21 protein-coding genes are annotated in these 21587 nt (G+C 70.0%); 14 read left to right on the plus strand and 7 right to left on the minus strand.

Annotated features, from left to right (window positions below; genetic code table 11):
• Positions 1-20 precede the first annotated feature (20 nt).
• Positions 21-1265 (minus strand): cytochrome P450, encoded by a 1245-nt coding sequence (locus tag ABIE38_RS17145; protein ID WP_354058340.1) that lies wholly within the window; start codon positions 1263-1265, stop codon positions 21-23.
• 170 nt (positions 1266-1435) lie between these two features.
• Between ABIE38_RS17145 and ABIE38_RS17150 the strand changes: the two genes are divergently transcribed.
• From ABIE38_RS17150 to ABIE38_RS17165, 4 genes are all read left to right on the plus strand, one after another.
• Positions 1436-2602, plus strand: coding sequence for a steroid 3-ketoacyl-CoA thiolase (locus ABIE38_RS17150; RefSeq protein WP_354058341.1), 1167 nt, complete (start codon positions 1436-1438; stop codon positions 2600-2602).
• 1 nt (position 2603) lies between these two features.
• Positions 2604-3191, plus strand: coding sequence for a GNAT family N-acetyltransferase (locus ABIE38_RS17155; protein WP_354058343.1), 588 nt, complete (start codon positions 2604-2606; stop codon positions 3189-3191).
• A gap of 80 nt (positions 3192-3271) precedes the next feature.
• On the plus strand, positions 3272-3691 hold the full coding sequence (locus tag ABIE38_RS17160) for a nitroreductase family deazaflavin-dependent oxidoreductase (protein ID WP_182635238.1): 420 nt from the start codon (positions 3272-3274) through the stop codon (positions 3689-3691).
• 321 nt (positions 3692-4012) lie between these two features.
• Positions 4013-5941, plus strand: a complete 1929-nt coding sequence (locus ABIE38_RS17165) for a hypothetical protein (RefSeq protein WP_354058344.1) — start codon at positions 4013-4015, stop codon at positions 5939-5941.
• A 141-nt stretch (positions 5942-6082) separates the two neighbouring features.
• Here the strand turns inward: ABIE38_RS17165 and ABIE38_RS17170 are convergent, their stop codons facing one another.
• Positions 6083-7000: an SDR family oxidoreductase gene (locus ABIE38_RS17170; RefSeq protein ID WP_354058345.1), complete on the minus strand. Its 918-nt coding sequence runs from the start codon at positions 6998-7000 to the stop codon at positions 6083-6085.
• Positions 7001-7029: 29 nt separating this feature from the next.
• Positions 7030-7803: an SDR family oxidoreductase gene (locus tag ABIE38_RS17175; RefSeq protein ID WP_354058347.1), complete on the minus strand. Its 774-nt coding sequence runs from the start codon at positions 7801-7803 to the stop codon at positions 7030-7032.
• Between the two features lie 78 nt (positions 7804-7881).
• Here ABIE38_RS17175 and ABIE38_RS17180 point away from each other — a divergent pair, with 78 nt between their 5' ends.
• The 5 genes from ABIE38_RS17180 (at position 7882) to ABIE38_RS17200 (ending at position 12261) form a co-directional block, all read left to right on the plus strand.
• Positions 7882-8676, plus strand: coding sequence for an enoyl-CoA hydratase family protein (locus ABIE38_RS17180; protein ID WP_354058349.1), 795 nt, complete (start codon positions 7882-7884; stop codon positions 8674-8676).
• On the plus strand, positions 8673-9608 hold the full coding sequence (locus ABIE38_RS17185; protein WP_354058351.1) for a CoA transferase subunit A: 936 nt from the start codon (positions 8673-8675) through the stop codon (positions 9606-9608). The genes ABIE38_RS17180 and ABIE38_RS17185 overlap by 4 nt, the downstream gene beginning before the upstream one ends.
• Positions 9608-10378 carry a CoA-transferase subunit beta gene (locus ABIE38_RS17190; RefSeq protein WP_354058353.1) on the plus strand — a complete coding sequence of 257 codons (771 nt, stop codon included), beginning with the start codon at positions 9608-9610 and terminating at the stop codon, positions 10376-10378. The genes ABIE38_RS17185 and ABIE38_RS17190 overlap by 1 nt, the downstream gene beginning before the upstream one ends.
• A complete protein-coding gene (locus ABIE38_RS17195; protein ID WP_354058355.1) occupies positions 10375-11460 on the plus strand; it encodes an NAD(P)H-dependent flavin oxidoreductase in 1086 nt (361 codons plus the stop codon). The genes ABIE38_RS17190 and ABIE38_RS17195 overlap by 4 nt, the downstream gene beginning before the upstream one ends.
• A 177-nt stretch (positions 11461-11637) precedes the next feature.
• Entirely contained in the window at positions 11638-12261 is a 624-nt protein-coding gene (locus tag ABIE38_RS17200) for a hypothetical protein (RefSeq protein ID WP_354058357.1), read from the plus strand.
• A 69-nt stretch (positions 12262-12330) separates the two neighbouring features.
• On the opposite strand, the gene ABIE38_RS17205 is transcribed toward ABIE38_RS17200, so the two are convergent.
• Both ABIE38_RS17205 and ABIE38_RS17210 read right to left on the minus strand, forming a co-directional pair.
• A complete protein-coding gene (locus ABIE38_RS17205) occupies positions 12331-13500 on the minus strand; it encodes an acetyl-CoA C-acetyltransferase (protein WP_354058358.1) in 1170 nt (389 codons plus the stop codon).
• A 29-nt stretch (positions 13501-13529) separates the two neighbouring features.
• Positions 13530-14111 carry a TetR/AcrR family transcriptional regulator gene (locus ABIE38_RS17210; RefSeq protein WP_354058360.1) on the minus strand — a complete coding sequence of 194 codons (582 nt, stop codon included), beginning with the start codon at positions 14109-14111 and terminating at the stop codon, positions 13530-13532.
• 111 nt (positions 14112-14222) lie between these two features.
• On the opposite strand from ABIE38_RS17210, the gene ABIE38_RS17215 reads away from it, so the two are divergent.
• Positions 14223-15011, plus strand: a complete 789-nt coding sequence (locus tag ABIE38_RS17215) for a hypothetical protein (protein ID WP_354058362.1) — start codon at positions 14223-14225, stop codon at positions 15009-15011.
• 51 nt (positions 15012-15062) lie between these two features.
• Here the strand turns inward: ABIE38_RS17215 and ABIE38_RS17220 are convergent, their stop codons facing one another.
• Together ABIE38_RS17220 and ABIE38_RS17225 are read right to left on the minus strand one after the other, a co-directional pair.
• Positions 15063-15884 carry an SDR family oxidoreductase gene (locus ABIE38_RS17220; protein ID WP_354058364.1) on the minus strand — a complete coding sequence of 274 codons (822 nt, stop codon included), beginning with the start codon at positions 15882-15884 and terminating at the stop codon, positions 15063-15065.
• Complete coding sequence (locus ABIE38_RS17225; RefSeq protein WP_354058366.1) at positions 15881-17113, minus strand: acyl-CoA dehydrogenase family protein; 1233 nt, start codon at positions 17111-17113, stop codon at positions 15881-15883. The genes ABIE38_RS17220 and ABIE38_RS17225 overlap by 4 nt, the downstream gene beginning before the upstream one ends.
• A gap of 78 nt (positions 17114-17191) precedes the next feature.
• On the opposite strand from ABIE38_RS17225, the gene ABIE38_RS17230 reads away from it, so the two are divergent.
• The 4 genes from ABIE38_RS17230 (at position 17192) to ABIE38_RS17245 (ending at position 21584) form a co-directional block, all read left to right on the plus strand.
• Positions 17192-18046, plus strand: a complete 855-nt coding sequence (locus ABIE38_RS17230; protein ID WP_354058368.1) for a mycofactocin-coupled SDR family oxidoreductase — start codon at positions 17192-17194, stop codon at positions 18044-18046.
• Positions 18047-18117: 71 nt separating this feature from the next.
• Entirely contained in the window at positions 18118-19707 is a 1590-nt protein-coding gene (locus tag ABIE38_RS17235) for a FadD3 family acyl-CoA ligase (protein WP_354058370.1), read from the plus strand.
• Positions 19704-20549, plus strand: a complete 846-nt coding sequence (locus tag ABIE38_RS17240) for an SDR family NAD(P)-dependent oxidoreductase (RefSeq protein WP_354058372.1) — start codon at positions 19704-19706, stop codon at positions 20547-20549. The genes ABIE38_RS17235 and ABIE38_RS17240 overlap by 4 nt, the downstream gene beginning before the upstream one ends.
• 69 nt (positions 20550-20618) lie before the next feature.
• Positions 20619-21584, plus strand: coding sequence for an enoyl-CoA hydratase (locus ABIE38_RS17245; protein WP_354058374.1), 966 nt, complete (start codon positions 20619-20621; stop codon positions 21582-21584).
• Positions 21585-21587 lie beyond the last annotated feature (3 nt).

A 21587-nucleotide genomic window follows, 5' to 3' on the forward strand; every position in this document is an offset into this window, starting at 1 on the left:
GGACGCGTGTGGGGCTCGGGTCAGCGCATGACCGGGCACTTGTAGTCGACCGACCACTCGGTGATGCCGTTGAGCCACCCCGAACGGATGCGGGACGGCTCCCCGAGGGCCTCCAGGTTGGGGAGGTGATCGGCGATGGCGTTGAAGATCAGTTCGATCTGCAGCCTCGCCAGGTTCGCCCCGATGCAGTAGTGCGGGCCGTTCCCGCCGAAGCTCAGGTGCGGGTTGGGGTCGCGCAGGATGTTGAACGAGAAGGGGTCGGAGAAGACGTCCTCGTCGAAGTTCGCCGAGCCGTACATGATGGCGGCGCGGTCGCCCTTCTTCATGGTCACGCCACCGATCTCGACGTCCTCGGTGGCGGTGCGCTGGAACGAGGTGATCGGCGAGGCCCAGCGGAGGATCTCGTCGTAGGCGGTCGCGGGGCGCTCGGCCTTGAACAGCTCCCACTGGTCGGGGTTGTCGAGGAAGGCGACCATCCCGTGTGTGGTGGCGTTCCGGGTGGTCTCGTTGCCGGCCACGGCCAACAACACCACGAACCAGCCGAACTCGTCGGCGGTGAGCCTCTCGCCGTCGATGTCGGCCTGGATGAGCTTGGTGACCAGGTCGTCACGGGGATCGATCTCACGCTTGGCCGCGAGTTCCTGCGCGTAGGACAGGACCATGGCGTTGGCCATCTGCGACTCCTCGACCTTGCCGGGCACGTCGTAGCTGGTCATCTGGTTGGACCATTCGAAGATCTGATGCCGGTCCTCGAGGGGGATGCCGATGAGCTCGGCGATCGCCTGCAGAGGCAACTCGGAGGCCACCTCGGTGATGAAGTCGCCGCTGCCCTTGGCCGCCGCCGTCTCGACGATGACCCGCGCCTTCTCGGCGAGGTGGTCGCGGAGCTTCTCGATGTTGCGCGGGGTGAAGCCCTTGGAGATGGTGCGCCGGTACTTCTTGTGCTCTTCGCCGTCCTGGTTGATGAACAGCAGGCGGGTCAGTTCGACGATCTCGCGCTCGGTGCCCGGCGCGAAGCGCGGGATCGCGGTGTTCTCGAACGTGGAGAACACCTCGTTGGTACGACGCGAGATCTCCTTGACGTCCTCGTGCTTGGTGACCACCCAGTACCCGTGGTCGTCGAAGCCGTCGGCCCCGGGCTCGTTGGAGCACCACCGGATCGGTTCGGTGCGCCGGAGATGAGCCCACTCCGGATGCGGGAGCCGCTTCTCGTAGAGCTCCGGGTCCGTGAAGTCGAAACCTTCGGGGATGGTGACTGCCTGCACTGGTACTCCTTGACCGCGTCGGATGCGTCTCGTGCTCGTCGACCGACGACCCCGGGATACTGCGAACCCGGGACCCGAGCGGTAATCTAGAACACGTTCCACCCACCATACTAGAACACGTTCCCCCCGGGCGCCCGATCCGTCGTGCCCGGTCACCCGGAAGGACCACCATGGGCAATCCCGTCATCGTCGAGGCCGTTCGCACACCGATCGGCAAGGCTCGCGGCGCATTGTCGGGCCTGCACCCCGCACATCTGCTGGGCGCCTCCCAGAAAGAGGTCATCCGGCGCGCCGGGATCGACGCGTCGCTGGTCGAGCAGGTCGTGGGCGGCTGCGTCACCCAGGCAGGCGCGCAGGGCAACAACGTCACCCGCGGCGCATGGCTCGCCTCCGGACTGCCGTGGCAGACCGCGTGCACGACCATCGACTGCCAGTGCTCATCCGCTCAGCAGGCCACCCACTTCATCGCCAACCTCATCCACGCCGGAGCCATGGACGTCGGGATCGCCTGCGGAGTGGAGTCGATGAGCTGGATCGCCCTGCGCGCGGCCGTCGGCAACGGAGAGAACGGCATGCCGCGGCCGGACGACTGGGAGCTCGATCTGCCCGACCAGTTCACGGCTGCGGATCGAATCGCCACCCGCCGCGGACTGAGCCGCGCCGACCTCGAGGAACTGGGCGTGCGTTCCCAGGCCAACGCCAAGCGGGCGTGGGACGAGGGGCGGTTCGACCGTGAGACCTTCGCGGTCGACGCCCCCGAACGCCTCAAGGACGGCACGTACACCGGGGAGACGGTGTCCGTCACCCGGGACCAGGGCCTGCGCGAGACCACCGCAGAGGCGCTCGCCGGCCTCAAGCCGGTACTCGAGGGCGGTCTGCACACCGCGGGCACATCCAGCCAGATGTCCGACGGTTCCGCGGCGGTCCTGCTCATGGACGAGGACGTCGCCAAGGCACACGGACTCCGACCCCGCGCGCGGATCGTCCACCAGGCACTGGTCGGCGGCGAGCCCGAGTACCACCTCGACGGCCCCGTCCAGGCCACCCAGCGCGTGCTCGACCGGTCGGGGATGTCCATCTCCGATTTCGACCTCTTCGAGTGCAACGAGGCCTTCGCCTCCGTGCTGCTCAGCTGGGCACAGGTCCACGGGCCGGACATGGACAAGGTCAACGTCAACGGCGGCGCCATCGCGATCGGACATCCCGTCGGCAGCACCGGGGCTAGGCTCATCACGACCGCCCTGCACGAGCTCGAGCGCACGGACGGCGACCGCGCCCTCATCACGATGTGCGCGGGCGGCGCCCAGGCCTCGGCGAGCATCATCGAGAGGATCTGACATGAGCACCGACGCCATCGAGACAGCCGCGGCCCGCAGGAGCGAGGTCTTCACGACCCTCGCGGCAGCGGAGTCCAGGCAGGATGCCGCAGCGGCACTGGCCGACCTCCTCTCCATCACCTCCGAGGAGGCCGAAGCAGTGCTCCGGGCACCGCTCGAGAACCTGATGGGACAGCCGGGCGGCGCATCCACCCCGGCCGGACCGGGCGGCTTCACCCTGCACCCGTTCCGCGACTCGGAGCACCACAGGTCCCTCTTCCACTCCCGGTCCTCGGACGAGACCTCGGCGACCGGAGGCGCGTGGGACGAGCAGAAGACCGAGGCCGAACTGCGCGAGGGACTGCGGCGCGTCGAGGCCGAGTCGGCCATGTGGTTCGTCGCCGTGGATACCTCTCGCGACCAGCCGGTGGGCCTGGTGTTCGGTGAGCAGATCGACGACGGCGATGTCGACGTGGCCATCTGGATCCACCCCGAGGAGCGCAAGAAGGGCTTCGGCCTGGCCGCGCTGAAGGAGAGCCGACGCGAGCTGGCGGCGTTCTTCCCGGGCAAGCACGTGATCGTCCGTGCGCCGCTGTCGGGGTCGAAGTGAGCGAGAGCCACCCCGGGGTGGAGACCGGCGTGGACGATCCCCGGCGCTCCAAGCCGTGGGTCCTCGGCATCATCAAGGTGATGTCCCGCGTCAACACCTGGACGTACCGCGTCTCCGGCGGCCGTATCGGTGGCAACTGGCGGGTGGGATCGGCACTGAAGGCTCCGGTTCCGGTCTGCCTGGTGACCACGACGGGTCGCAAGTCCGGCGAACCGCGCACCGTGCCACTGCTCCACCTCCCGGACGGTGACCGGGTCCTTCTCGTCGCCTCACAGGGTGGACTGCCCAAGCACCCGCAGTGGTACCGGAACGTCCTGGTGAACCCCGAGGTCACCATCCAGGTCGGGCGGAGGACCCGAGCGATGACGGCGAGGGAGGCGACCGCGGAGGAGCGCGCCGAACTCTGGCCCCGCCTCGTCGAGCGCTACTCTGACTTCGCCTCGTACCAGGCCAACACGAGCAGAGTCATCCCGGTGGTGATCTGCGAACCTCTCGGCTGACCCCGCCACTTCCGTCCCGGCCGGGGCCTCTCCACCCGAGAGGCCCCGGCCGCTGTCGTCCACCCGGGAGTCGACCCGGCCGCACCGGCCGCCGTGTGTCGACGATCGCACCGTTCTAGGTGTTCGTTTACTCAGTGCACAGGTTTTGACGAGTGTTTATCAATCCCATATCACCTCATTAGTCACTTGCGCACCACTTCCTGAGCAAACCGTTGACACCCACTCAGCCTTAGAGGATTCTTATCGGAGTTAGACGACCGGACCTGGGGCCACGCGGTCCCAGTCGTCCGCAGGGGTCACACCACCGAAAGGACCTCCCCCATGAACAAGCCCAACAGGGCCGCCGCGGTCGCGGCGACATTTCTGCTCGCCACCGCCGGAGTCCAAGGCACGGCGAACGCGCAGGACCTCGGCAGCATCATCGACGCGCTCGGCCCGCTGACCGGCTCGATCGGCGATCTCGACGGGGGTTCCGCCGGCTTGGATCCGCTCAGTGGTTCCGCCGATCTCCCCGCTCTCAGCTCCGAGCCCCTCGCCGGGTCCACGGCCCTGCCGGGCAGTTCCGATCCCCTCGGCGGGTCGTCGGCCCTCCCGGGCAGTTCGGATCTGCTCGGTGGATCCTCCGATCTGCCGGGAAGCTCGGATCTGCTCGGCGGGTCGTCGGAGATCGGTTCCACGGACATGGCCCCGCTGTCCACAGATCTGCTCGGTGGATCCGCTGAGTTCGGATCGACTGATATCGGTTCTCTCGGCATGATGCCCCTGTCCTCCGATCTCCTCGGCGGCTCGGCCGAACTCCCCGCCTCGTCCGAGCTCCCGCCGCTGTCCACCGACCTGCTCGGCGGCTCGGCAGAATTCGGATCGGCCGAGTTCGGCTCCACCGACGTCGGTTCCCTCGGTATGGCCCCGCTGTCCACCGACCTGCTCGGCGGCTCCGCCGACTTCACCTCCTCGGACCTCGCTCCGCTGTCCACCCAGCTGGACCTGCTCGGCGGCTCCGCCGAGTTCGGCTCCACCGAGGTCGGTTCCGCCGGCATGGCACCCCTGTCCACCGACCTGCTCGGCGGGTCGGCCGAGTTCGGCTCTGCCGAATTCGGCTCCACCGAGGTCGGCTCCGCCGGCATGGCACCCCTGTCCACCGACCTGCTCGGCGGCTCCGCGGGCTTCACCTCGTCCGACCTGGCCCCGCTCGTCGGCTCCGCCGGCATGGCCCCGCTCTCCACCGACCTGCTCGGCGGCTCCGCGGGCTTCACCTCGTCCGACCTGGCCCCGCTCGTCGGCTCCGCCGGCATGGCCCCGCTGTCCACCGAGTTGCTGGTGGGTTCGGGCGACGTGGGATCGGATGGCATGACCCCGCTGTCCACGGACCTCCTCGGAGGCTCCGCCGAGTTCGGTTCGACCGAGGTCGGATCCCTCGGCATGACCCCGCTCTCGACGGAGCTCGACCTCCTCGGTGGTTCCGCGGAGTTCACTTCATCTGATCTCGCGCCGCTCACCGGCTCCGAGGGCATGGGTTCGCTGGGGATGACCCCGCTGTCGACCGAGCTCAACTTCCTCGGTGGTTCCGCGGAACTCCCGCCGCTGTCCGCCAACTTCCCGGACGGTTCGACCGAGGGCATCGGCGGCTCTGCCGAGCTCGTCGGCGACGGTATCGCCGGGTCGTTGACCAACGGCTCCGCCAACCAGCTCGCCGGCTCGGTGGAGAGCAACTCCGCCGACCCGATCATCGGGTCGATCGCCGAGGGCGGGATCCTGCCCGCGCTCTCCGGTTCCATCGAGGAGATCTCCGGATCCCTCTCGGGCAACAGTGGCTCCACGGGCCAGAGTTCCGACCTGATCACCGGATCCACCGGTGGCAGCGCCGACGTGCTGACCGGTTCCTTCGGTGAGCTCACCGCGGTCAACGGCTCGCTCACCGCCCTGACCGGTTCGCTGGAGAACGGTTCTCTCCAGGGCGTCGGATCGACGAACCTCGGTTCGGAGATGGGTGCGCTCAGCTCTCTGGAGGCCGCGGCCAGCCTGGGCGGTGAGAGCGGTTCGGGAATCGCCCTGCTGCCCGTCCTGTCGCTGGGCGGCACGCTCGTCCTCGCGGGCGCCGCGATCAACGGTGGCGTGGCGCTCCCCGCCCTGCCGCCGATGCCCGGTCTGCCGCCGCTGCCCACGATCTGTGACCTGCCCCAGGAGCAGGTCGACCAGCTCGCGAACGCGGGATCGGTTCACGCGCAAGATTGCCCGGATCCCGAGAACTGAGTCACCTGATGCCGGGCGCTGAGCCCGGGACCAGAGAAGGAGCCCCGCACCGTGCTGGTGCGGGGCTCCTTCTGGCAGTTCAGGCCGGACGCGGTTCGGGCCGGGCGGAGTTCAGGCCGGGCGCGCTTCGGGCCGGCGAGCTCAGCGGGCGCCGTACACGGGCACCGGCGCGGGCGACTCGGAGAGCAGTCGCGGCACCACGGATCCCAGCTCTGCCGGATCCCACTTGGCACCCTTGTCCTCGGACGCGGCGCGCTGCCACCCGTCGCACACGGTGACCTTTCCGCCCTCGACCTCGAACACGCGGCCGGTGACCTCGGCGGACTCCACCGACCCCAGCCACACGACGAGCGGCGAGACGTTGGCCGGGTCCATCGCGTCGAAGGAACCGTCCTCGGGCGCGGCCATCTGAGAGGCCATACCCTCCCCGGCGGAGGTGGTCATCCGGGTACGCGCGGCGGGAGCGATGGCGTTGGCGGTCACGCCGTACCCCTTCATCTCGGCGGCGGTCTGGATGGTCAGCAACGCGATCCCCGCCTTCGCGGTCGCGTAGTTGCCCTGTCCCACCGAACCGAACAGTCCGGCTCCCGACGAGGTGTTGATCACCCGGGCCTGGCGGGGCCGGCCGGCCTTCGACTCCGCGCGCCAGTACTCGGCGGCGTGCCGGAGCGGCGCGAAGTGGCCCTTGAGGTGGACGTTGATCACGTTGTCCCAGTCCTGCTCCCCCATGCCGACGAGCATCTTGTCCCGGAGGAAGCCGGCGTTGTTGACCAGCACGTCGAGCCCGCCGAAGTGGTCGATCGCCTGGTGGACGAGTTCGCGTGCCCCCTCCCACGAGGAGATGTCGTTACCGTTGACCACCGCCTCGCCGCCGGCGGCCCGGATCTCCTCCACCACCTGCTCGGCCGGGGACTCCCCCACGTCCGACCCGTCGAGCCCGGCGCCGAGGTCGTTGACCACGACCCTGGCTCCCTCGGCGGCGAAGGCCAGGGCGTGCTCCCGGCCGATCCCGCGGCCGGCTCCGGTGACGATGACGACGCGTCCGTCGCAGATTCCCATGGTTCTCCTTGGATAGTTGTTCGGTGATGTCAGGGACTGGTGTTGGCGTTGGCCGCCGAGAGGAACGCCGGCTTCTCGCCACCCCCGTGGACCAGGAGTTCGGCGCCCGTGATGTAGGCCGCCAACGGCGAGGCCAGGAACGCGGCCGCCTGGCCCACGTCCCTCGGGTCCGCCATCCGGCCCATCGGGATCGTGGCGTCCACTGCGGCCACACCGTCGGAGTCCCCGTAGTGCAACTCGGCCAGCTCGGTCTTGACCGGGCCCACCACCACGGAGTTGATCCGCACCGCCGGCGCCCACTCGACGGCCAGGGACTGCGTGAGGGAGTCGATGCCCGCCTTGGCGGCCCCGTACGAGGCGGTCCCGGGCGAGGGGCGGTGGCCGGAGACCGACGAGATGTTGACTATCGCCCCACCGGACGGCTGCATGACCCGGTTCGCCTCCTGGGCCACCGTGAGGGCGGACAGCAGGTTCAGCGCGATGATCTTGGAGTGGAAGTTGGCGCTGGCGTCCGCAGCGAGGGCGAACGGGGCGCCCCCGGCGTTGTTGACCACCACGTCCAACCGACCGTGTCGTTCCACGATCCGGTCGACCATCGCACGCACGCCGTCGGGGTCTCGGAGGTCGACCGAGTGGAACTCGAGATCCGCGACGTCGGACCCGTCGTCGGCGGGGCGCCGCGCGCAGGTGACGACGACGGCGCCGGCTTCGCGGAAGACCCTGCTGATCCCCGCGCCGACGCCACGGACGCCGCCCGTGACGAGGACGACCCTGCCCGCCAGACCCAGATCGATGTTCGACATGCGTGCTAGCCTACCAAGCAAGCGTTTGGTTAGTCACCCGGCCGCTGAAGCGCAGCGGCGGCGTGCGAAGGGAGCACCATGGGCATCAGTGTCGACAAGGGAACGGACGGCATCGCGACCGTCACCGTCGACTTTCCCCCCGTCAACGCCATCCCGTCCGCGGGGTGGTTCGAGCTCGGGGAGCAGATCCTCGCCGCCGGGCGTGACCCGGAGGTGCATGTGGTGATCCTCCGGGCCGAGGGCCGGGGATTCAACGCGGGCGTCGACATCAAGGAGATGCAGGACTTCGAGGGTTTCGACCACCTCCTGGCGGCCAACCGCGGGTGCTACGTGGCCTTCAACGCCGTCTACGAATGCGCGGTCCCCGTGATCGCCGCGGTGAACGGTTTCTGCGTCGGCGGCGGCATCGGGCTCGTGGGGAACGCGGACTGCATCGTCGCCTCCGACGACGCGGTGTTCGGGCTGCCCGAGGTGGACCGGGGGGCACTCGGCGCCGCAACCCACCTGGCGCGCATGGTCCCCGCGCACATGATGCGCACGCTGTACTTCACGTCGCGCAACGTCACCGCCCAGCAACTCCATTCGTGGGGGACGGTGTACGAGGTGGTACCCCGTGACCAGCTGGACGCGGCGGCGCGCGATCTCGCGGAGACGATCGCCGCCAAGGACACCCGCGTGATCCGCGCGGCCAAGGAGGCCATCAACCACATCGACCCGGTCGACGTGAAGACCTCGTACCGCATGGAGCAGGGCTTCACCTTCGAACTCAACCTCGCCGGCGTGGCCGACGAGCACCGGGATGAGTTCGTCAAGACGGGCCGCAACCTGGACAGACGAGACAACAGAGCCGAGAGGACGGGCGAGAACAAGTGACGACGACCCCCACCCCGCGCGACAAGCGCACCAGTCTCGACGAGGCCGTGGGACGCCTCTCCAGCGGCATGACCATCGGCATCGGCGGTTGGGGTTCGCGGCGCAAGCCGATGGCGCTCGTCCGCGCGATCCTGCGCCGCGAGGACCTGACCGACCTCACCGTCGTCACCTTCGGCGGCCCGGACCTGGGCCTCCTGTGCTCGGCAGGGAAGGTGTCCAAGGCCTATTACGGCTTCGTCTCACTGGACTCCGCGCCGTTCTACGACCCCTGGTTCGCCCGCCGACGCACCGAGGGGGCGATCGTCTCCCGCGAGATGGACGAGGGCATGGTCCGCGCCGGCCTCACCGCCGCGGCGCACCGCCTGCCGTTCCTCCCGACGCGCGCCGGTCTGGGTTCGGACGTGTTCCGCTTCTGGGGAGACGAGCTCAAGACCGTCGACTCGCCGTACCCGGTGGACGGCCGGACCGAGACGCTGGTGGCCATGCCCGCCCTCCGACTGGACGCCGCCCTGATCCACCTGGACAAGGCCGACAGGCACGGCAACGCCGCGTTCACCGGCGTCGACGGGTATTTCGATGATCTCTACGCGATGTCCGCGGACACGGTCCTCCTCGAGGTCGACGAGGTCGTGGAGTCGGCGGATGCGCTGATGAACGAGGTGGGCCCGCAGCGCATGCTCCTGAGCCGGATGTTCGTCGACACCGTCTCCGAGGCGCCGAACGGCGCCCACTTCACGTTCGCCGGCGGCTACGGCCGTGACGAGGCGTTCCAGAGGCACTACGCCGCTGCGGCCAAGGACGACGCGTCGTGGGCGACCTTCGTCTCCGAGTTCCTGTCCGGTTCCGAGGAGGACTACCAGAAGGCGGTCACGGCGTTCGCGGAGAAGGCCGCCGCCGAGAAGGCCGCCGCCGCAGACAAGGGAGCCAAGTGATGACCGACACCACCACCCAGTCCGTCAGCCGGGCCGAGTACTGCGCCGTGGCGTGCGCGGAGATCTTCGCCGGGGCCGGCGAGATCTTCGCCTCCCCCATGACGCCGATGGCCACCATCGGCGCCCGCCTCGCGCGCCTCACCACCGAGCCGGACCTGCTCATCACCGACGGCGAGTACCGCTTCCTGGGCCAGACCCCGCCGTTGGGCAAGGTCATCGACTTCGAGGGGTACATCCCGTTCCCCCGGGTATTCGACGTCCTCCAGGCCGGCACCCGCCACGTGGTGATGGGCGCCAACCAGATCGACAGGTTCGGCAACCAGAACCTCTCGGCCTTCGGCGACGACGTCCAGAAGCCCGCCCGGCAGATGTTCGGCCTGCGCGGTGCCCCGGGCAACTCGATCAACCACGCCACCAGCTACTGGGTCGGCAAGCACTCCACCCGCGTCTTCACCGAGAAGGTCGACATCATCTGCGGCGTGGGCTACGACCGCTACGACGAGGGTGATCCGGCGTTCCGCTTCCACCACCTCCACCGGGTGGTCTCCAACCTGGGCGTGTTCGACTTCGGCGGCGCCGGTCGTGGCATGCGCGCGGTGAGCCTCCACCCGGGAGTCACCGCGGACGAGGTCGCGGACAACACCGGGTTCGCGATCGAGGGCCTGGCCGAGGCGGGGGTCACCCGCGACCCGTCCGCCGAGGAACTCCGCATCATCCGCGAGGTCCTCGACCCACGCGGATTCCGCGACCGCGAGGTGCCGGCCTCGTGAACGCCCCCACCATCACCACGGCCTTCACCGAGCTCGTCGGCGTCGAGTACCCGATCGTCCAGACGGGGATGGGGTGGGTGTCCGGTCCGGAGCTCACCGCGGCCACCGCCAACGCCGGGGGCCTGGGGATCATCGCCTCCGCCACCATGACGTACGCGGAGCTCGAGAACGCGATCGTCCGCACCAAGGAGCTGACCACCAAGCCCTTCGGGGTCAACCTCCGCGCGGACGCCGAGGACGCCGCCGAGCGGTGCGAGCTCATGATCCGTCACGGAGTGAGGGTCGCGTCGTTCGCGCTCGCGCCCAAGCCGGAGCTGATCACCAGGTTGAAGGAGAACGGACTCGTCGTCGTCCCCTCGATCGGCGCGGCCAAGCACGCCGTCAAGGTGGCCTCCTGGGGCGCCGACGCGGTGATCGTCCAGGGTGGCGAGGGCGGCGGACACACCGGCCCGGTCGCCACGACGCTGTTGCTGCCGAGTGTCATCGACGCGCTCGGTGGGGCCGGGAACACCTCCATCCCGGTGATCGCGGGTGGAGGGTTCTTCGACGGCCGTGGCCTGGTGGCCGCGCTCGCCTACGGGGCCGCCGGTGTCGCGATGGGCACCCGGTTCCTGCTCACCAGCGATTCCCGCGTCCCGGATGCGGTCAAGCAGCAGTACCTGGAAAAGGGACTGCAGGACACCGTCGTCTCCACCCGCGTCGACGGCATGCCGCACCGCGTCCTGCGCACCGGCCTGGTCAACGCCCTGGAGTCGGGCAGCCCCGTCAAGGGGATGCTGGCGGCCGTCCAGAACGCCAACAGGTTCAAGTCCATGACGGGCATGAGGTGGCAGGCACTCGCCAGGGACGGCCTCAACATGAAGAAGGCCTCCGACCGCACCTGGCAGCAGATCGTCATGGCCGCTAACACCCCGATGCTCCTCAAGGCCGGCCTCGTCGAGGGGAACACCGAGGCCGGTGTGCTGGCCTCCGGTCAGGTCGTGGGCATGATCGAGGACCTGCCCAGCTGCGACGAGCTGATCCAGCGGATCATGACCCAGGCGCATCAGCGACTGGAGACCCTGCGGGACCTGGGGGCATAGCCCCGCCCACAACCCCACCCACCCCACGGGCAACCCCCTTGACGCACCCGCCGACCGCGCAGGTCGGCGGGTGCGGTCGTGTTGACCGAATCAGCACTTCCTCAGGACTTTCTTGGACTACGCTGAGAATCGTTGTCCGCCAACCGCGGACCCCACCCCGCATCCCAGGAGAACACTATGACCTCCCCCCGTACCGCCGTCCGCACCGCGGCCGTCCTCGGCGCCACCGCCGCCCTGACCCTCGCCGGCGCCGGCGCCGCGTCCGCCGCCACCGCCGCCGCGCCCGTGGTCAATGGCAACACCGTCTCCGTCACCTTCGAGAAGGACCTCCTGATCGATGCGGACACGTGTGTCGCCGCGGTGGTGCCCACGTCGAGCGCCCCTGCTCTCCTCTCCCAGCTCGAGGCACTGAACAACCTGGATCTCACCGCGATCAACAACCTGATCAACGGCTTCTCCGACGTGACGTTCCTCCAGACCGGCGGCCTCCTGCCCTCCCCGATCGCCAACGTGACTTTCGGCAACGTCACGGTGTCGGCCACCGTGCCGTCCAACGTGTACGCGGTGGTCAGCTACTGCCTGATCGGCGGATCGGATATCGGCGGGCCCGTGCTCGTCGGCGACCCGCTCGACGCGATCCAGGGCAGCCTCGGCGGGTTGTCCTCCGACGGCGACGTGCTCGGAACCCTCTCCGCCGCCACCGGCGAGGGCGATGACAGCGGTCTCGGCAGCGTCCTCGGCCTTCTCGGCGGCGGAGGCGACCTCGGCCTCGACACCCTCTCGGCGGCTGCCGACAACTGAGCGTTCACAAACGGGCCCCGCACCACTCGGTGCGGGGCCCGCTGACGTTGTGGAGCCGCGGCCGAGCCGTCAGGAGTCCAGGCGCTCGATGATCGTCACGTTGGCGGTGCCGCCGCCCTCGCACATCGTCTGCAGGCCGTAGCGGCCGCCGGTGCGCTCGAGCTCGTTCAGGAGCGTGGCGAACAGCTTCGCGCCGGTGGCGCCCAGCGGGTGGCCGAGTGCGATGCCGCCGCCGTTGGGGTTCACCCGGGCCGGGTCGGCGCCGATCTCCTTGATCCAGGCCAACACGACGGGGGCGAACGCCTCGTTGATCTCCACCACGTCGATGTCGTCGATCGTCAGTCCGGTCTTCTCCAGCGCCCACCGGGTGGCCGGGATCGGCGCGGAGAGCATCATCACCGGATCGTCTCCGCGCACGGTGAGGTGGTGTATCCGGGCCCGCGGCGTCAGGCCGTATTTCTCCACCGCCTCGGCGGACGCGAGCAGCCCTGCAGACGCACCGTCGGAGATCTGGGAGGCCACCGCGGCGGTCAGAGACCCGCCCTCGGCGAGCACCGGCAGCGAGGCCATCTTCTCCAGCGTGGTCTCGCGGGTGGTCTCGTCCGCCTCGAGCCCGGCCAGCGGGACGTACTCACCGGCGAACCGGCCCTCGGCGATCGCGGCGCGGGCGCGAGAATGCGACTGCAGCGCCCACTGCTCCATCTCCAGACGCGAGATGTCCCACCTGTCGGCCATCATCTGGGCACCGTTGAACTGCGAGATCTCCTGGGCGCCGAAACGCTCGACCCACCCGGTGGAGCCGGTGAACGGGTCGTCGAACCCGTACTCGCGACCCGCCAACATGGCGGACGAGATGGGCAGGGCGCTCATGTTCTGGACTCCGCCGAACAGCACCACGTCCTGGGTGCCGGACATGATCCCCTGGGCCCCGAAGTGGATGGCCTGCTGGCTGGATCCGCACTGGCGGTCGACGGTCGTGCCGGGCACGCCGAGGGGCATCCCGGCCGCGAGCCACGCGGAGCGCGCGATGTTGCCCGCCTGGGGCCCGATGGCGTCCACACAGCCGAAGATCACGTCGTCGACGACCTCAGGGTCGATCCCCGTGCGCTCGACGACGGCGCGGATGACGTGCGCGCCCAGGTCCGCCGGGTGCTGGCCGGACAGGCTGCCGCCGCGCTTGCCCGCGGGCGTCCGGACTGCGTCGATCACGTAGGCCTCGCGGCCGGTCACGCTGGTCATGTGTCTCCTCGTCGATGGGGTGGTGCTGATCAGTCGACGGCCAGGCCGTCGAGCACGATGTGCAGGTACTGGTCCGCGATCGCGGCGTGGTCGTCGGCGCCCTCCGGCCGGTACCAGCGCACCGCCACCCAGACGGTGTCGCGGAGGAACCGGTAGGTGAGCCGGATGTCGAGGTCGGGACGGAACTCCCCGGACTCCATCCCCCGGCTCAGCACGTCGGTCCACATCTCGCGGAACTCTGTGTTGCGCTCCCGCAGGTAGTCGAACCTCGGGTTACCCCGGAGATGCTTGAGCTCGTCCTGGTAGATGGCCACCTCGTCCCGGTGGCGGTGGATGGCCTCGAACGAGACGCGGACTAGCCCCTCGAGGGTCTCCCGGGGCGACGACCCCGCGTCGACGATCCGCTGATAGTCCCCGAAGAGCGAGTCGAGGAATCCGCGGAGGATCTCGTCTACGATCGCCTCCTTGGACGAGAAGTGGTGGTACAGGCTGCCCGAGAGGATGCCGGCCGCGTCGGCGATGTCGCGCACGGTGGTGGCGCGCAGGCCGCGCTCGGCGAAGAGCCCGGCGGCGATCGCCAGGAGCTCCTCACGTCTGGTCGTGCTGGTCATTCGGCCACCCTACCAACCAAGCACTTGCTAGGTACAGGCCGCGCATCCCGAGCCCTGCGGCGGCCGCGTCGGTCCGCCCGCCGACGCGGCCGACTGCCTAGACTCCCCACCATGCGCCCCACGATCTCGTCCCCACCGCGCCGAGCCGGTCGCCGTGTCCTCGCGGCCTCGGCGGCGTTCGGCCTCGCCCTGAGTCTCACCGCCTGCACGATCGGCGAGACCGGCGACGACGACGCCCCCGCGGACACCACGACCGCGGTCGCCGAGGCGCCTCAGGACCAGCCGACGAGCGCACCGGGCGCGCCGGAGGCCGGCGTCGACCAGTTGGTGCTGAACGCTGACGACGCGCCCGAGCTGGGCCTGTCCCCCGTCTCGTCCGAGGACATCGCGGGAGGGGTCGGCGCGCTGGAGGACATCGCGGCAGGGGTCCGCGTCGACCCCGAACGTTGCGCGGATTTCAGCCAGGACGCCTTCCTCGCCCAGGCCGAACCGGGCGCGATGGCCATACAGGCGGGCCAGAGCGGGAACTCCGCGTACGCGGTGTCCGTGACGACGGTGACCGACGGCCTTCCCGCTCGCGACCAGCTCATCGCCGACTGCCCGACCATGACGGTCACGATCCCCCTCGAGGGGACCGAGGTGACCACCCGGGCCGAGAACTCGCTGCTACCACTCCAGGCCCCTGAGGGCGTGGAGCACTTCGCCGCCATCTCGCAGACCAACACCATGGAGTTGATGGGCCAGGAGATGCTCACGGGGAACGTCCTGATCACCGGGGTCGTGCGGGGGATCGGAGTCTCCGTCACGGTCGCCAACGGGGCGGGGCCGGTCTCGGACGTGGAACGGGACACGGCCCTGGACGCCTTCGGCAAGCAGGTCGAGAAGATCCGGAACGCCTGACCCCCGGATCACCTGACCCCCCGGAACACCCGGCCCCGGGGCCCGCGCGCGTCAGGCCCGCTGGGACGAGATGGAGACGACCTCCCCGGTGAGGTAGGTGGTGTAGTCGCTGGCGAGCATGGCGATGGTCGCGGCCACCTCCCAGACGTCGGCCGCTCGCCCGAACGCCTCCTTGGCGGCGAGCTCGTCGAGGAGCTCGGCGGAGGCCGACTTCTCCAGGAACGCGTGGCGGGCGATGGAGGGCGCGATCGCGTTGATGCGTACGCCGAAGTCGGCGCCCTCGATCGCCGAACACCGGGTGAGCGCCATGACGCCGGCCTTGGCCGCCGCGTAGTGCGCCTGCGCCCGCTGCGCGCGCCACCCCAGCACCGACGCGTTGTTGACGATCACCCCGTTGTGCGGGACGTCGCGGAAATACCGCAGCGCCGCGCGGGTCGCGCGGAACGTGCCGTTCAGCGTGATGTCCAGGACCCGGTCCCAGTCCTCGTCGGTCATGTCGACCAACTCGCCCTCCCCGCCGAAGCCGGCGTTGTTGACCAGCACGTCGATGCGGCCGAGCGTCCGTGCGGCGCCGGAGATCAGCGCGTCGACGTCCGAGGTCGACTGCACGTTGCACGTGATGGCCTCGAACCGCTGCCCGGGGAACTCGGCGGCGAGCGTGTCGCGGGCCTCGTACATGCGGCGCTCGTGGAAGTCCGACACCAACACGTCGGCACCCTCGAGCGCGGCGCGACGTGCGGCCGAGAACCCGATACCCGTGCCCGCGGCCGCCGTCACCACGACCTTCTTGCCGGCGAGCAGCCCGTGTCCCGGGGTCTCCTCGGGCACCGTGGCCAGTGGGGACGCGGCGAGGGGGGACTTGTGCTGGGTCATGACGGCCTGGCCTCTCGGGGTAGTCCGAGCACGCGCTCGGAGATGATGTTGCGCTGGATCTCGTTGGATCCGCCGTAGATGGTGTCGGAGCGGGTGAACAGGAAGAGTCGCTGCCACCGCGCCAACTCGAGGTGCTCCGGGTCGTGCAGGTCGTTGGCCGCGCCCTCGGAGTCGTGCGTGGGCCCGGTGAGCGACTCCGCCCCCTGCACGGTCATCGCCAGCTCGCCAAGGTCGCGGTGCCAGGTGGCCCACAGGAGTTTGGCCGCGGAGGCGTTGCCCCCGGAGGCGTCGCGCTCGGCGAGGGTGCGCAGGGCATGGGCGCGGATCACCTTGAGACCGACCCAGGCGCGCGTGATCCGTTCGCGCACCGCGGGGACCTCCGCGCTGCCGTTGGACCGGGCCATCGCCACGATCTGGTCGAGCTCGCGCGCGAAGCCCACCTGCTGACCGAGCGTGGACACACCCCGCTCGAACTCCAGCAGGGTCATGGCGACCTTCCAGCCCTCACCCCGCTCCCCCACGATCATGCCGGCGTCGGTGACGGCGCCCGAGAAGAAGACCTCGTTGAACTCGGAGGTCCCGGTGAGCTGCTGGATCGGCCTGATCTCGATACCCGGCTGGTCCAGCGGCACCAGCAGGAAGCTCAGGCCCTTGTGACGGCTGGTCCCCTCCTCGGTCCGCGCCACCACGAACACCCACTGGCTCAGGTGCGCCAGGGAGGTCCACACCTTCTGGCCGTGCAGATGCCACCTCCCGTCCTCGCCCAGTCGCGCGGTGGTGGACACGTTCGCCAGATCGGATCCGGCGCCGGGCTCGGAGTACCCCTGCGCCCACAGCTCGGTCACGTCGAGGATCCGCGGAAGGAAACGGTCCTTCTGCTCCTGCGTACCGTGCGCGATGAGGGTGGGCCCGAGCAGCGTCTCACCCAGGTGCGACACCCTCGCCGGGGCGTCGGCCTTCGCGTACTCCTCGTGGACGCGGACCTGCTGACTCAAGGACGCACCGCGGCCGCCGTACTCGACCGGCCAGCCCACGCAGGTCCACCCGGCCTCGGCCATGTGCCGCTCCCAGGCCAGGCGTCGAGCGAAGAACTGGTGCTCGCTGCCGGGCCCGCCGGTGCCCTTGATCTCGGCGAAGTCTCCGGTCAGGTTGTCGTCCAGCCACGTGCGGAACTCCGCGGCGAACTCGTCGTCGGTCATCTCCGACGCCGGCCTGGTGCTCTGGGTCATGGGGCCACTCTACCAAGCACTTGCTTGGTTTGCCGGAACCGGCCGTCCCCGTGGACCGCGTCGGGTGTGATGGTCGACATGAGCACTCCCGTCACGCCCCTGGAGGGCAAGGTCGCACTGGTCACCGGCGCCGCCCGGGCACAGGGCCGGGCCCACGCCGTCCGTCTCGCCTCGGAGGGAGCGGACGTCGTGGTCACCGACATCTGCGCCCCGGTGTCCGAGTCCGTCTCCTACCCGGCGCCCACACCGGACGATCTCGCCGAGACCGTCCGCCTGGTCGAGGAGGCCGGGGGCAGATCCCTCTCGGCCGTCCTCGACATCCGGGAATTGGGCCCGTTGCAGGACCTCGTCACCCGCACCATCGCCACCTTCGGCCGGCTGGACATCGTCGTCGCCAACGCCGGCGTCCTCAACTGGGGCCGGCTGTGGGAGCTGCCGGAGGACGACTGGGACATGGTCATCGGCGTCAACCTCAGCGGTACGTGGCGGACGATCCGCGCGGCGGTGCCGGCGATGATCGAGGCGGGCAACGGCGGGTCGATCATCATCGTCAGCTCGTCGGCGGGCCTCAAGGCCACGCCGGGCAACGGGCACTACTCGGCCTCCAAGGCCGGCCTGGTCGCGCTGACCAACTCACTCGCCCTCGAGGCTGGCGAGTTCGGCATCCGGGTCAACTCGATCCACCCGTACTCGGTGGACACGCCGATGATCGACCCTGACGGCATGGCCCAGATCTTCGGCCGGTTCCCCTCGTACCTGCACAGCTTCTCGCCGATGCCCCTCAAGAACGCCCTCGCGGACGGAGTCAGCACCCTGGCGGACTTCATGCCCCCCGAGGAGGTCGCCGACGTGGTGTCGTTCCTGGCCGGGGACGGTTCCCGCTCGATCTCGGGGGCCCAGGTCCCGTTCGACCGGGGCGCGCTCAGGTACTGAGCGCGGAGCCGACCAAGCAGGTGCTTGGTACCGTGGTGGGCGCCACACCCGCAGCACCCGAGGAGTCCGCGATGAACGACAGCTCCGCCGCCGCCCGCGACGTCGAGACCACCACCGCGGCCCTGCGCCGGGCGGCGGCACTCTGGCCGGATCGCGAGGCGGTCGCCGACGTCCAGTCCGGCCAGGACACCCGGTGGACGTGGGGGCAGCTGCTCGACGAGGTGCGTCGTTTCGCCGCAGGCCTGGTCGCGCGCGGGGTCGAGCGGGGGGACCGCGTGGTGATCTGGGCGCCCAACACCCGCCACTGGATCGTGGCCGCGCTCGGGGTGCAGTACGCCGGCGGGACGGTGGTCCCCGCCAACACCCGCTACACCGGTAGTGAGACCCTCGAATTGGTCCAGCGGACCCACGCGACCGCCGCTGTCGTCGCGGGCGCCTTCCTCGGCGCCGAGCGGATCGCCGACCTGACCTCCGCGGCGGGCGGGTCGCTCGCCGGCGCCACGAGACTGCGGACGCTCGTGCGGATCCCGCTCGACGGCGGCGACACCGCGACCGCCGACCTCGCCGTCGTCGACTTCACCGACCTCCAGGCGGAGGCCGACGACTCCGCGCTCGCGCAGGCCGACGCCCGCGCCGACTCGGTCACGGGCGACGACGTGGCCGACATCCTGTTCACCTCCGGCACCACAGGCAAGAGCAAGGGCGTGGTGGCGCTGCACCGCCAGACCGTCGCCGGCGCCCGCGCGTGGGGCTCGAACGGCGGACTCACCGAGCGCGACCGGTACCTCATCGTCAACCCGTTCTTCCACAGCTTCGGCTACAAGGCCGGCTTCCTGGTCTGCACGCTCTTCGGCTCCACCATCATCCCGCTGGCCGTGTACTCCCCCACCGAGACCATGCGGCTCGTCCAGGACGAGGGCGCCACGGTCCTGCCCGGCGCCCCCACGATCTTCCAGACGATCCTGGACGCCCCGGACCGGGCGGGATTCGATCTGTCCTCCCTGCGACTGGCCGTGACCGGGGCCTCGGTCGTCCCGGTGGTCCTGGTCGAGCGGATGCAGTCCGACCTGGGCCTGGAGACCGTCCTCACCGCCTACGGCCAGACCGAGACGATGGGCTTCATCACCACCACCACGGCGGACGACGGCGACGTCACCGTCGCCACCACGTGCGGGCGGGCGTACCCCGGCATGGAGATCCGGATCGGGGAGAAGGGCGAGATCCTCACCCGCGGCGAGATGGTGATGCAGGGGTATCTCGACGACCCGGAGAACACCGCGGAGGCCATCGATCCCGACGGCTGGCTCCACACCGGCGACGTGGGCGAGATCGACTCCCACGGCAACCTGCGGATCACCGACCGGCTCAAGGATATGTACATCACGGGCGGGTTCAACGTGTACCCCGCCGAGGTCGAACAGACGCTCGCGCGCCTGGACGGAGTGGTCGAGACCGCCGTCATCGGAGTGCCGGACGACCGGATGGGCGAGGTCGGCAAGGCCTTCGTGGTACGCCGCGAGGGGTCGTCGCTCACCGAGGAGGACGTCCTCGCGTTCTGCCGCGAGCACCTGGCCAACTTCAAGCGCCCCCGCGCCGTGGAGTTCGTGGAGGCCTTCCCACGCAACGCCTCGGGCAAGATCCTCAAGACCGACCTCCGATGAGCACGGGCCGCCGGGCGGGCGCGGTCGTCATCACAGGCGCGTCGGGCGGCATCGGCCGCGCGGTGGCCCGGCGCCTGGCCGGCGAGTTCCCCGACAACCCACTGGTGCTGGGGTACCGCTCGACCGAACCGGTGGACCTGGCGGCGGAGCTCTCCGGCCCGGGGGTCACAGGTTCGGGGGTCACAGGTTCGGGGGCCGCCGATCCGGGTGACCCGCCGGACGAACCCCGACGAGGCGTGGAGAGCGCGAGACTGGCCCCGGGACGCGACGGGACCGACGACGAGGAGGTCGCGGCCTCGATCGATCAGATCGCCTCCCGCCACGGCGGGATCGCCGTACTCGCCCACTGCGCCGGCCCGCACGTGCCGATGATCCACCTGTCCCGGACCAGCCCGGCCGAGCTGCGCGCCCAGCTGGACGCGGACGCCGCCGGGTTCTTCGCGATCGTGCACCCGGCGCTGCCGCACGTGCGCGCGGTGGGCGGCAACGTCGTCGTCGTCACCACCGCCGCCACCACCCGCTACCCGGTCCGGGACGGCCTGTCCGCGGTCCCCAAGGGCGCGGTCGAGCAGCTGGTGCGGGGCCTGGCGGCCGAGGAGGGCCGGTTCGGGGTCCGTGTGAACTGCGTGGGCCCGGGGATGCTCACCGACGGGATGGCCGAGAGGCTCATCTCCTCCGGCGACCTCGACGACCGCGCCCTCGAGGTCACCCGCGGCAACATCCCGCTGCGACGGTTCGGCACGGCGGTGGACGTCGCCGAGGCCGTGGCCTTCCTCGCCTCCGACCGCGCGGGCTTCATCTCCGGCCAGAAACTCGACGTCGACGGTGGTTACGGCGTCTGAATCCGATCCGGCGAGCGGGTCCGGTACAGTACCAACCAAGCACTTGCTAGGTAAGGAGATCCCCAGCTCATGACCGACGCACCCATCCCCCCGGTCCTCGGTGTCGACGACCTCGGCCCGGACACGCAGCCGGTCGCCTACGAGGTCACGGGCAGCACCGCCTACGTCACGCTCAACCGCCCCGATTTCCGCAACGCGCAGAACTCGGTCATGACGTACTCGCTGGACAACGCCTTCATCAGGGCCGTGGAGGACGACGCCGTCAAGGTGATCGTCCTGCGGGCCAACGGCAAGCACTTCTCGGCCGGCCACGACATCGGCACGACCGAACGCGACCACCACGTCGAGTACCCCAACCGGGCCTCGATCTGGTGGGACCACACCACCCGCGGCGGCGGCGACCGGCGCCTCGCCCGCGAGACCGAGGTCTACGTCCAGATGTGCCGTCGGTGGCGGGAGATCCCCAAGCCGATGATCGCCCAGGTACACGGCGCGTGCATCGCCGGCGGCCTGATGCTGGCGTGGATCTGCGACTTCATCGTGGCCTCCGACGACGCGTTCTTCTCCGACCCGGTGGTCAAGATGGGGATCCCCGGTGTCGAGTACTTCGCCCACGCCTTCGTGCTGGGTCCCCGCCGCGCCAAGGAGATCCTCTACACCGGTCGCAGATTCGGTGCGGCCGAGGCGCTGGACTGGGGCATGCTCAACCACGTCGTGCCGCGCGAGGAGCTGCAGGCGAAGGTCGACGAGATCGCCGGGGAGATCGCCGCGATGCCCGCCTTCGGCCTGACCCTGGCCAAGAAGGTCATCAATTCGAACGAGGACCAGATGGGTCTGCAGACCTCGCTGGACACGGCCTTCGGCTGGCACATGTTCGCCCACTCGGCCAACGCGGAGCCCGACGACACCGACTCGTTCTCCGCCTCCCTCGGCGGGATGGACGCGCGCTCGATGCGCGACAGCGCCAACACCGGCTCGACGGGCGGCCCCACCCCGACCGACGGCTCAACCCCGACCGGCGAGCAGGAGGGCTGAGGC

Origin of the sequence: Dietzia sp. 2505 (genome assembly GCF_040546785.1) — a bacterium.
Classification (GTDB): Bacteria; Actinomycetota; Actinomycetes; order Mycobacteriales; family Mycobacteriaceae; genus Dietzia.

Excerpts from the sequence above, each read along its gene's own strand:
- ABIE38_RS17245 (WP_354058374.1), top strand. The coding sequence starts at position 20,619 with ATGACCGACGCACCCATCCCCCCGGTCCTCGGTGTCGACGACCTCGGC.
- ABIE38_RS17240 (WP_354058372.1), top strand. The coding sequence starts at position 19,704 with ATGAGCACGGGCCGCCGGGCGGGCGCGGTCGTCATCACAGGCGCGTCG.
- ABIE38_RS17210 (WP_354058360.1), bottom strand. The coding sequence starts at position 14,111 with ATGACCAGCACGACCAGACGTGAGGAGCTCCTGGCGATCGCCGCCGGG.
- ABIE38_RS17235 (WP_354058370.1), top strand. The coding sequence starts at position 18,118 with ATGAACGACAGCTCCGCCGCCGCCCGCGACGTCGAGACCACCACCGCG.
- ABIE38_RS17170 (WP_354058345.1), bottom strand. The coding sequence starts at position 7,000 with ATGGGAATCTGCGACGGACGCGTCGTCATCGTCACCGGAGCCGGCCGC.
- ABIE38_RS17230 (WP_354058368.1), top strand. The coding sequence starts at position 17,192 with ATGAGCACTCCCGTCACGCCCCTGGAGGGCAAGGTCGCACTGGTCACC.
- ABIE38_RS17215 (WP_354058362.1), top strand. The coding sequence starts at position 14,223 with ATGCGCCCCACGATCTCGTCCCCACCGCGCCGAGCCGGTCGCCGTGTC.
- ABIE38_RS17160 (WP_182635238.1), top strand. The coding sequence starts at position 3,272 with ATGTCCCGCGTCAACACCTGGACGTACCGCGTCTCCGGCGGCCGTATC.
- ABIE38_RS17225 (WP_354058366.1), bottom strand. The coding sequence starts at position 17,113 with ATGACCCAGAGCACCAGGCCGGCGTCGGAGATGACCGACGACGAGTTC.
- ABIE38_RS17165 (WP_354058344.1), top strand. The coding sequence starts at position 4,013 with ATGAACAAGCCCAACAGGGCCGCCGCGGTCGCGGCGACATTTCTGCTC.
- ABIE38_RS17150 (WP_354058341.1), top strand. The coding sequence starts at position 1,436 with ATGGGCAATCCCGTCATCGTCGAGGCCGTTCGCACACCGATCGGCAAG.
- ABIE38_RS17180 (WP_354058349.1), top strand. The coding sequence starts at position 7,882 with ATGGGCATCAGTGTCGACAAGGGAACGGACGGCATCGCGACCGTCACC.
- ABIE38_RS17190 (WP_354058353.1), top strand. The coding sequence starts at position 9,608 with ATGACCGACACCACCACCCAGTCCGTCAGCCGGGCCGAGTACTGCGCC.
- ABIE38_RS17220 (WP_354058364.1), bottom strand. The coding sequence starts at position 15,884 with ATGACCCAGCACAAGTCCCCCCTCGCCGCGTCCCCACTGGCCACGGTG.
- ABIE38_RS17205 (WP_354058358.1), bottom strand. The coding sequence starts at position 13,500 with ATGACCAGCGTGACCGGCCGCGAGGCCTACGTGATCGACGCAGTCCGG.
- ABIE38_RS17200 (WP_354058357.1), top strand. The coding sequence starts at position 11,638 with ATGACCTCCCCCCGTACCGCCGTCCGCACCGCGGCCGTCCTCGGCGCC.
- ABIE38_RS17175 (WP_354058347.1), bottom strand. The coding sequence starts at position 7,803 with ATGTCGAACATCGATCTGGGTCTGGCGGGCAGGGTCGTCCTCGTCACG.
- ABIE38_RS17155 (WP_354058343.1), top strand. The coding sequence starts at position 2,604 with ATGAGCACCGACGCCATCGAGACAGCCGCGGCCCGCAGGAGCGAGGTC.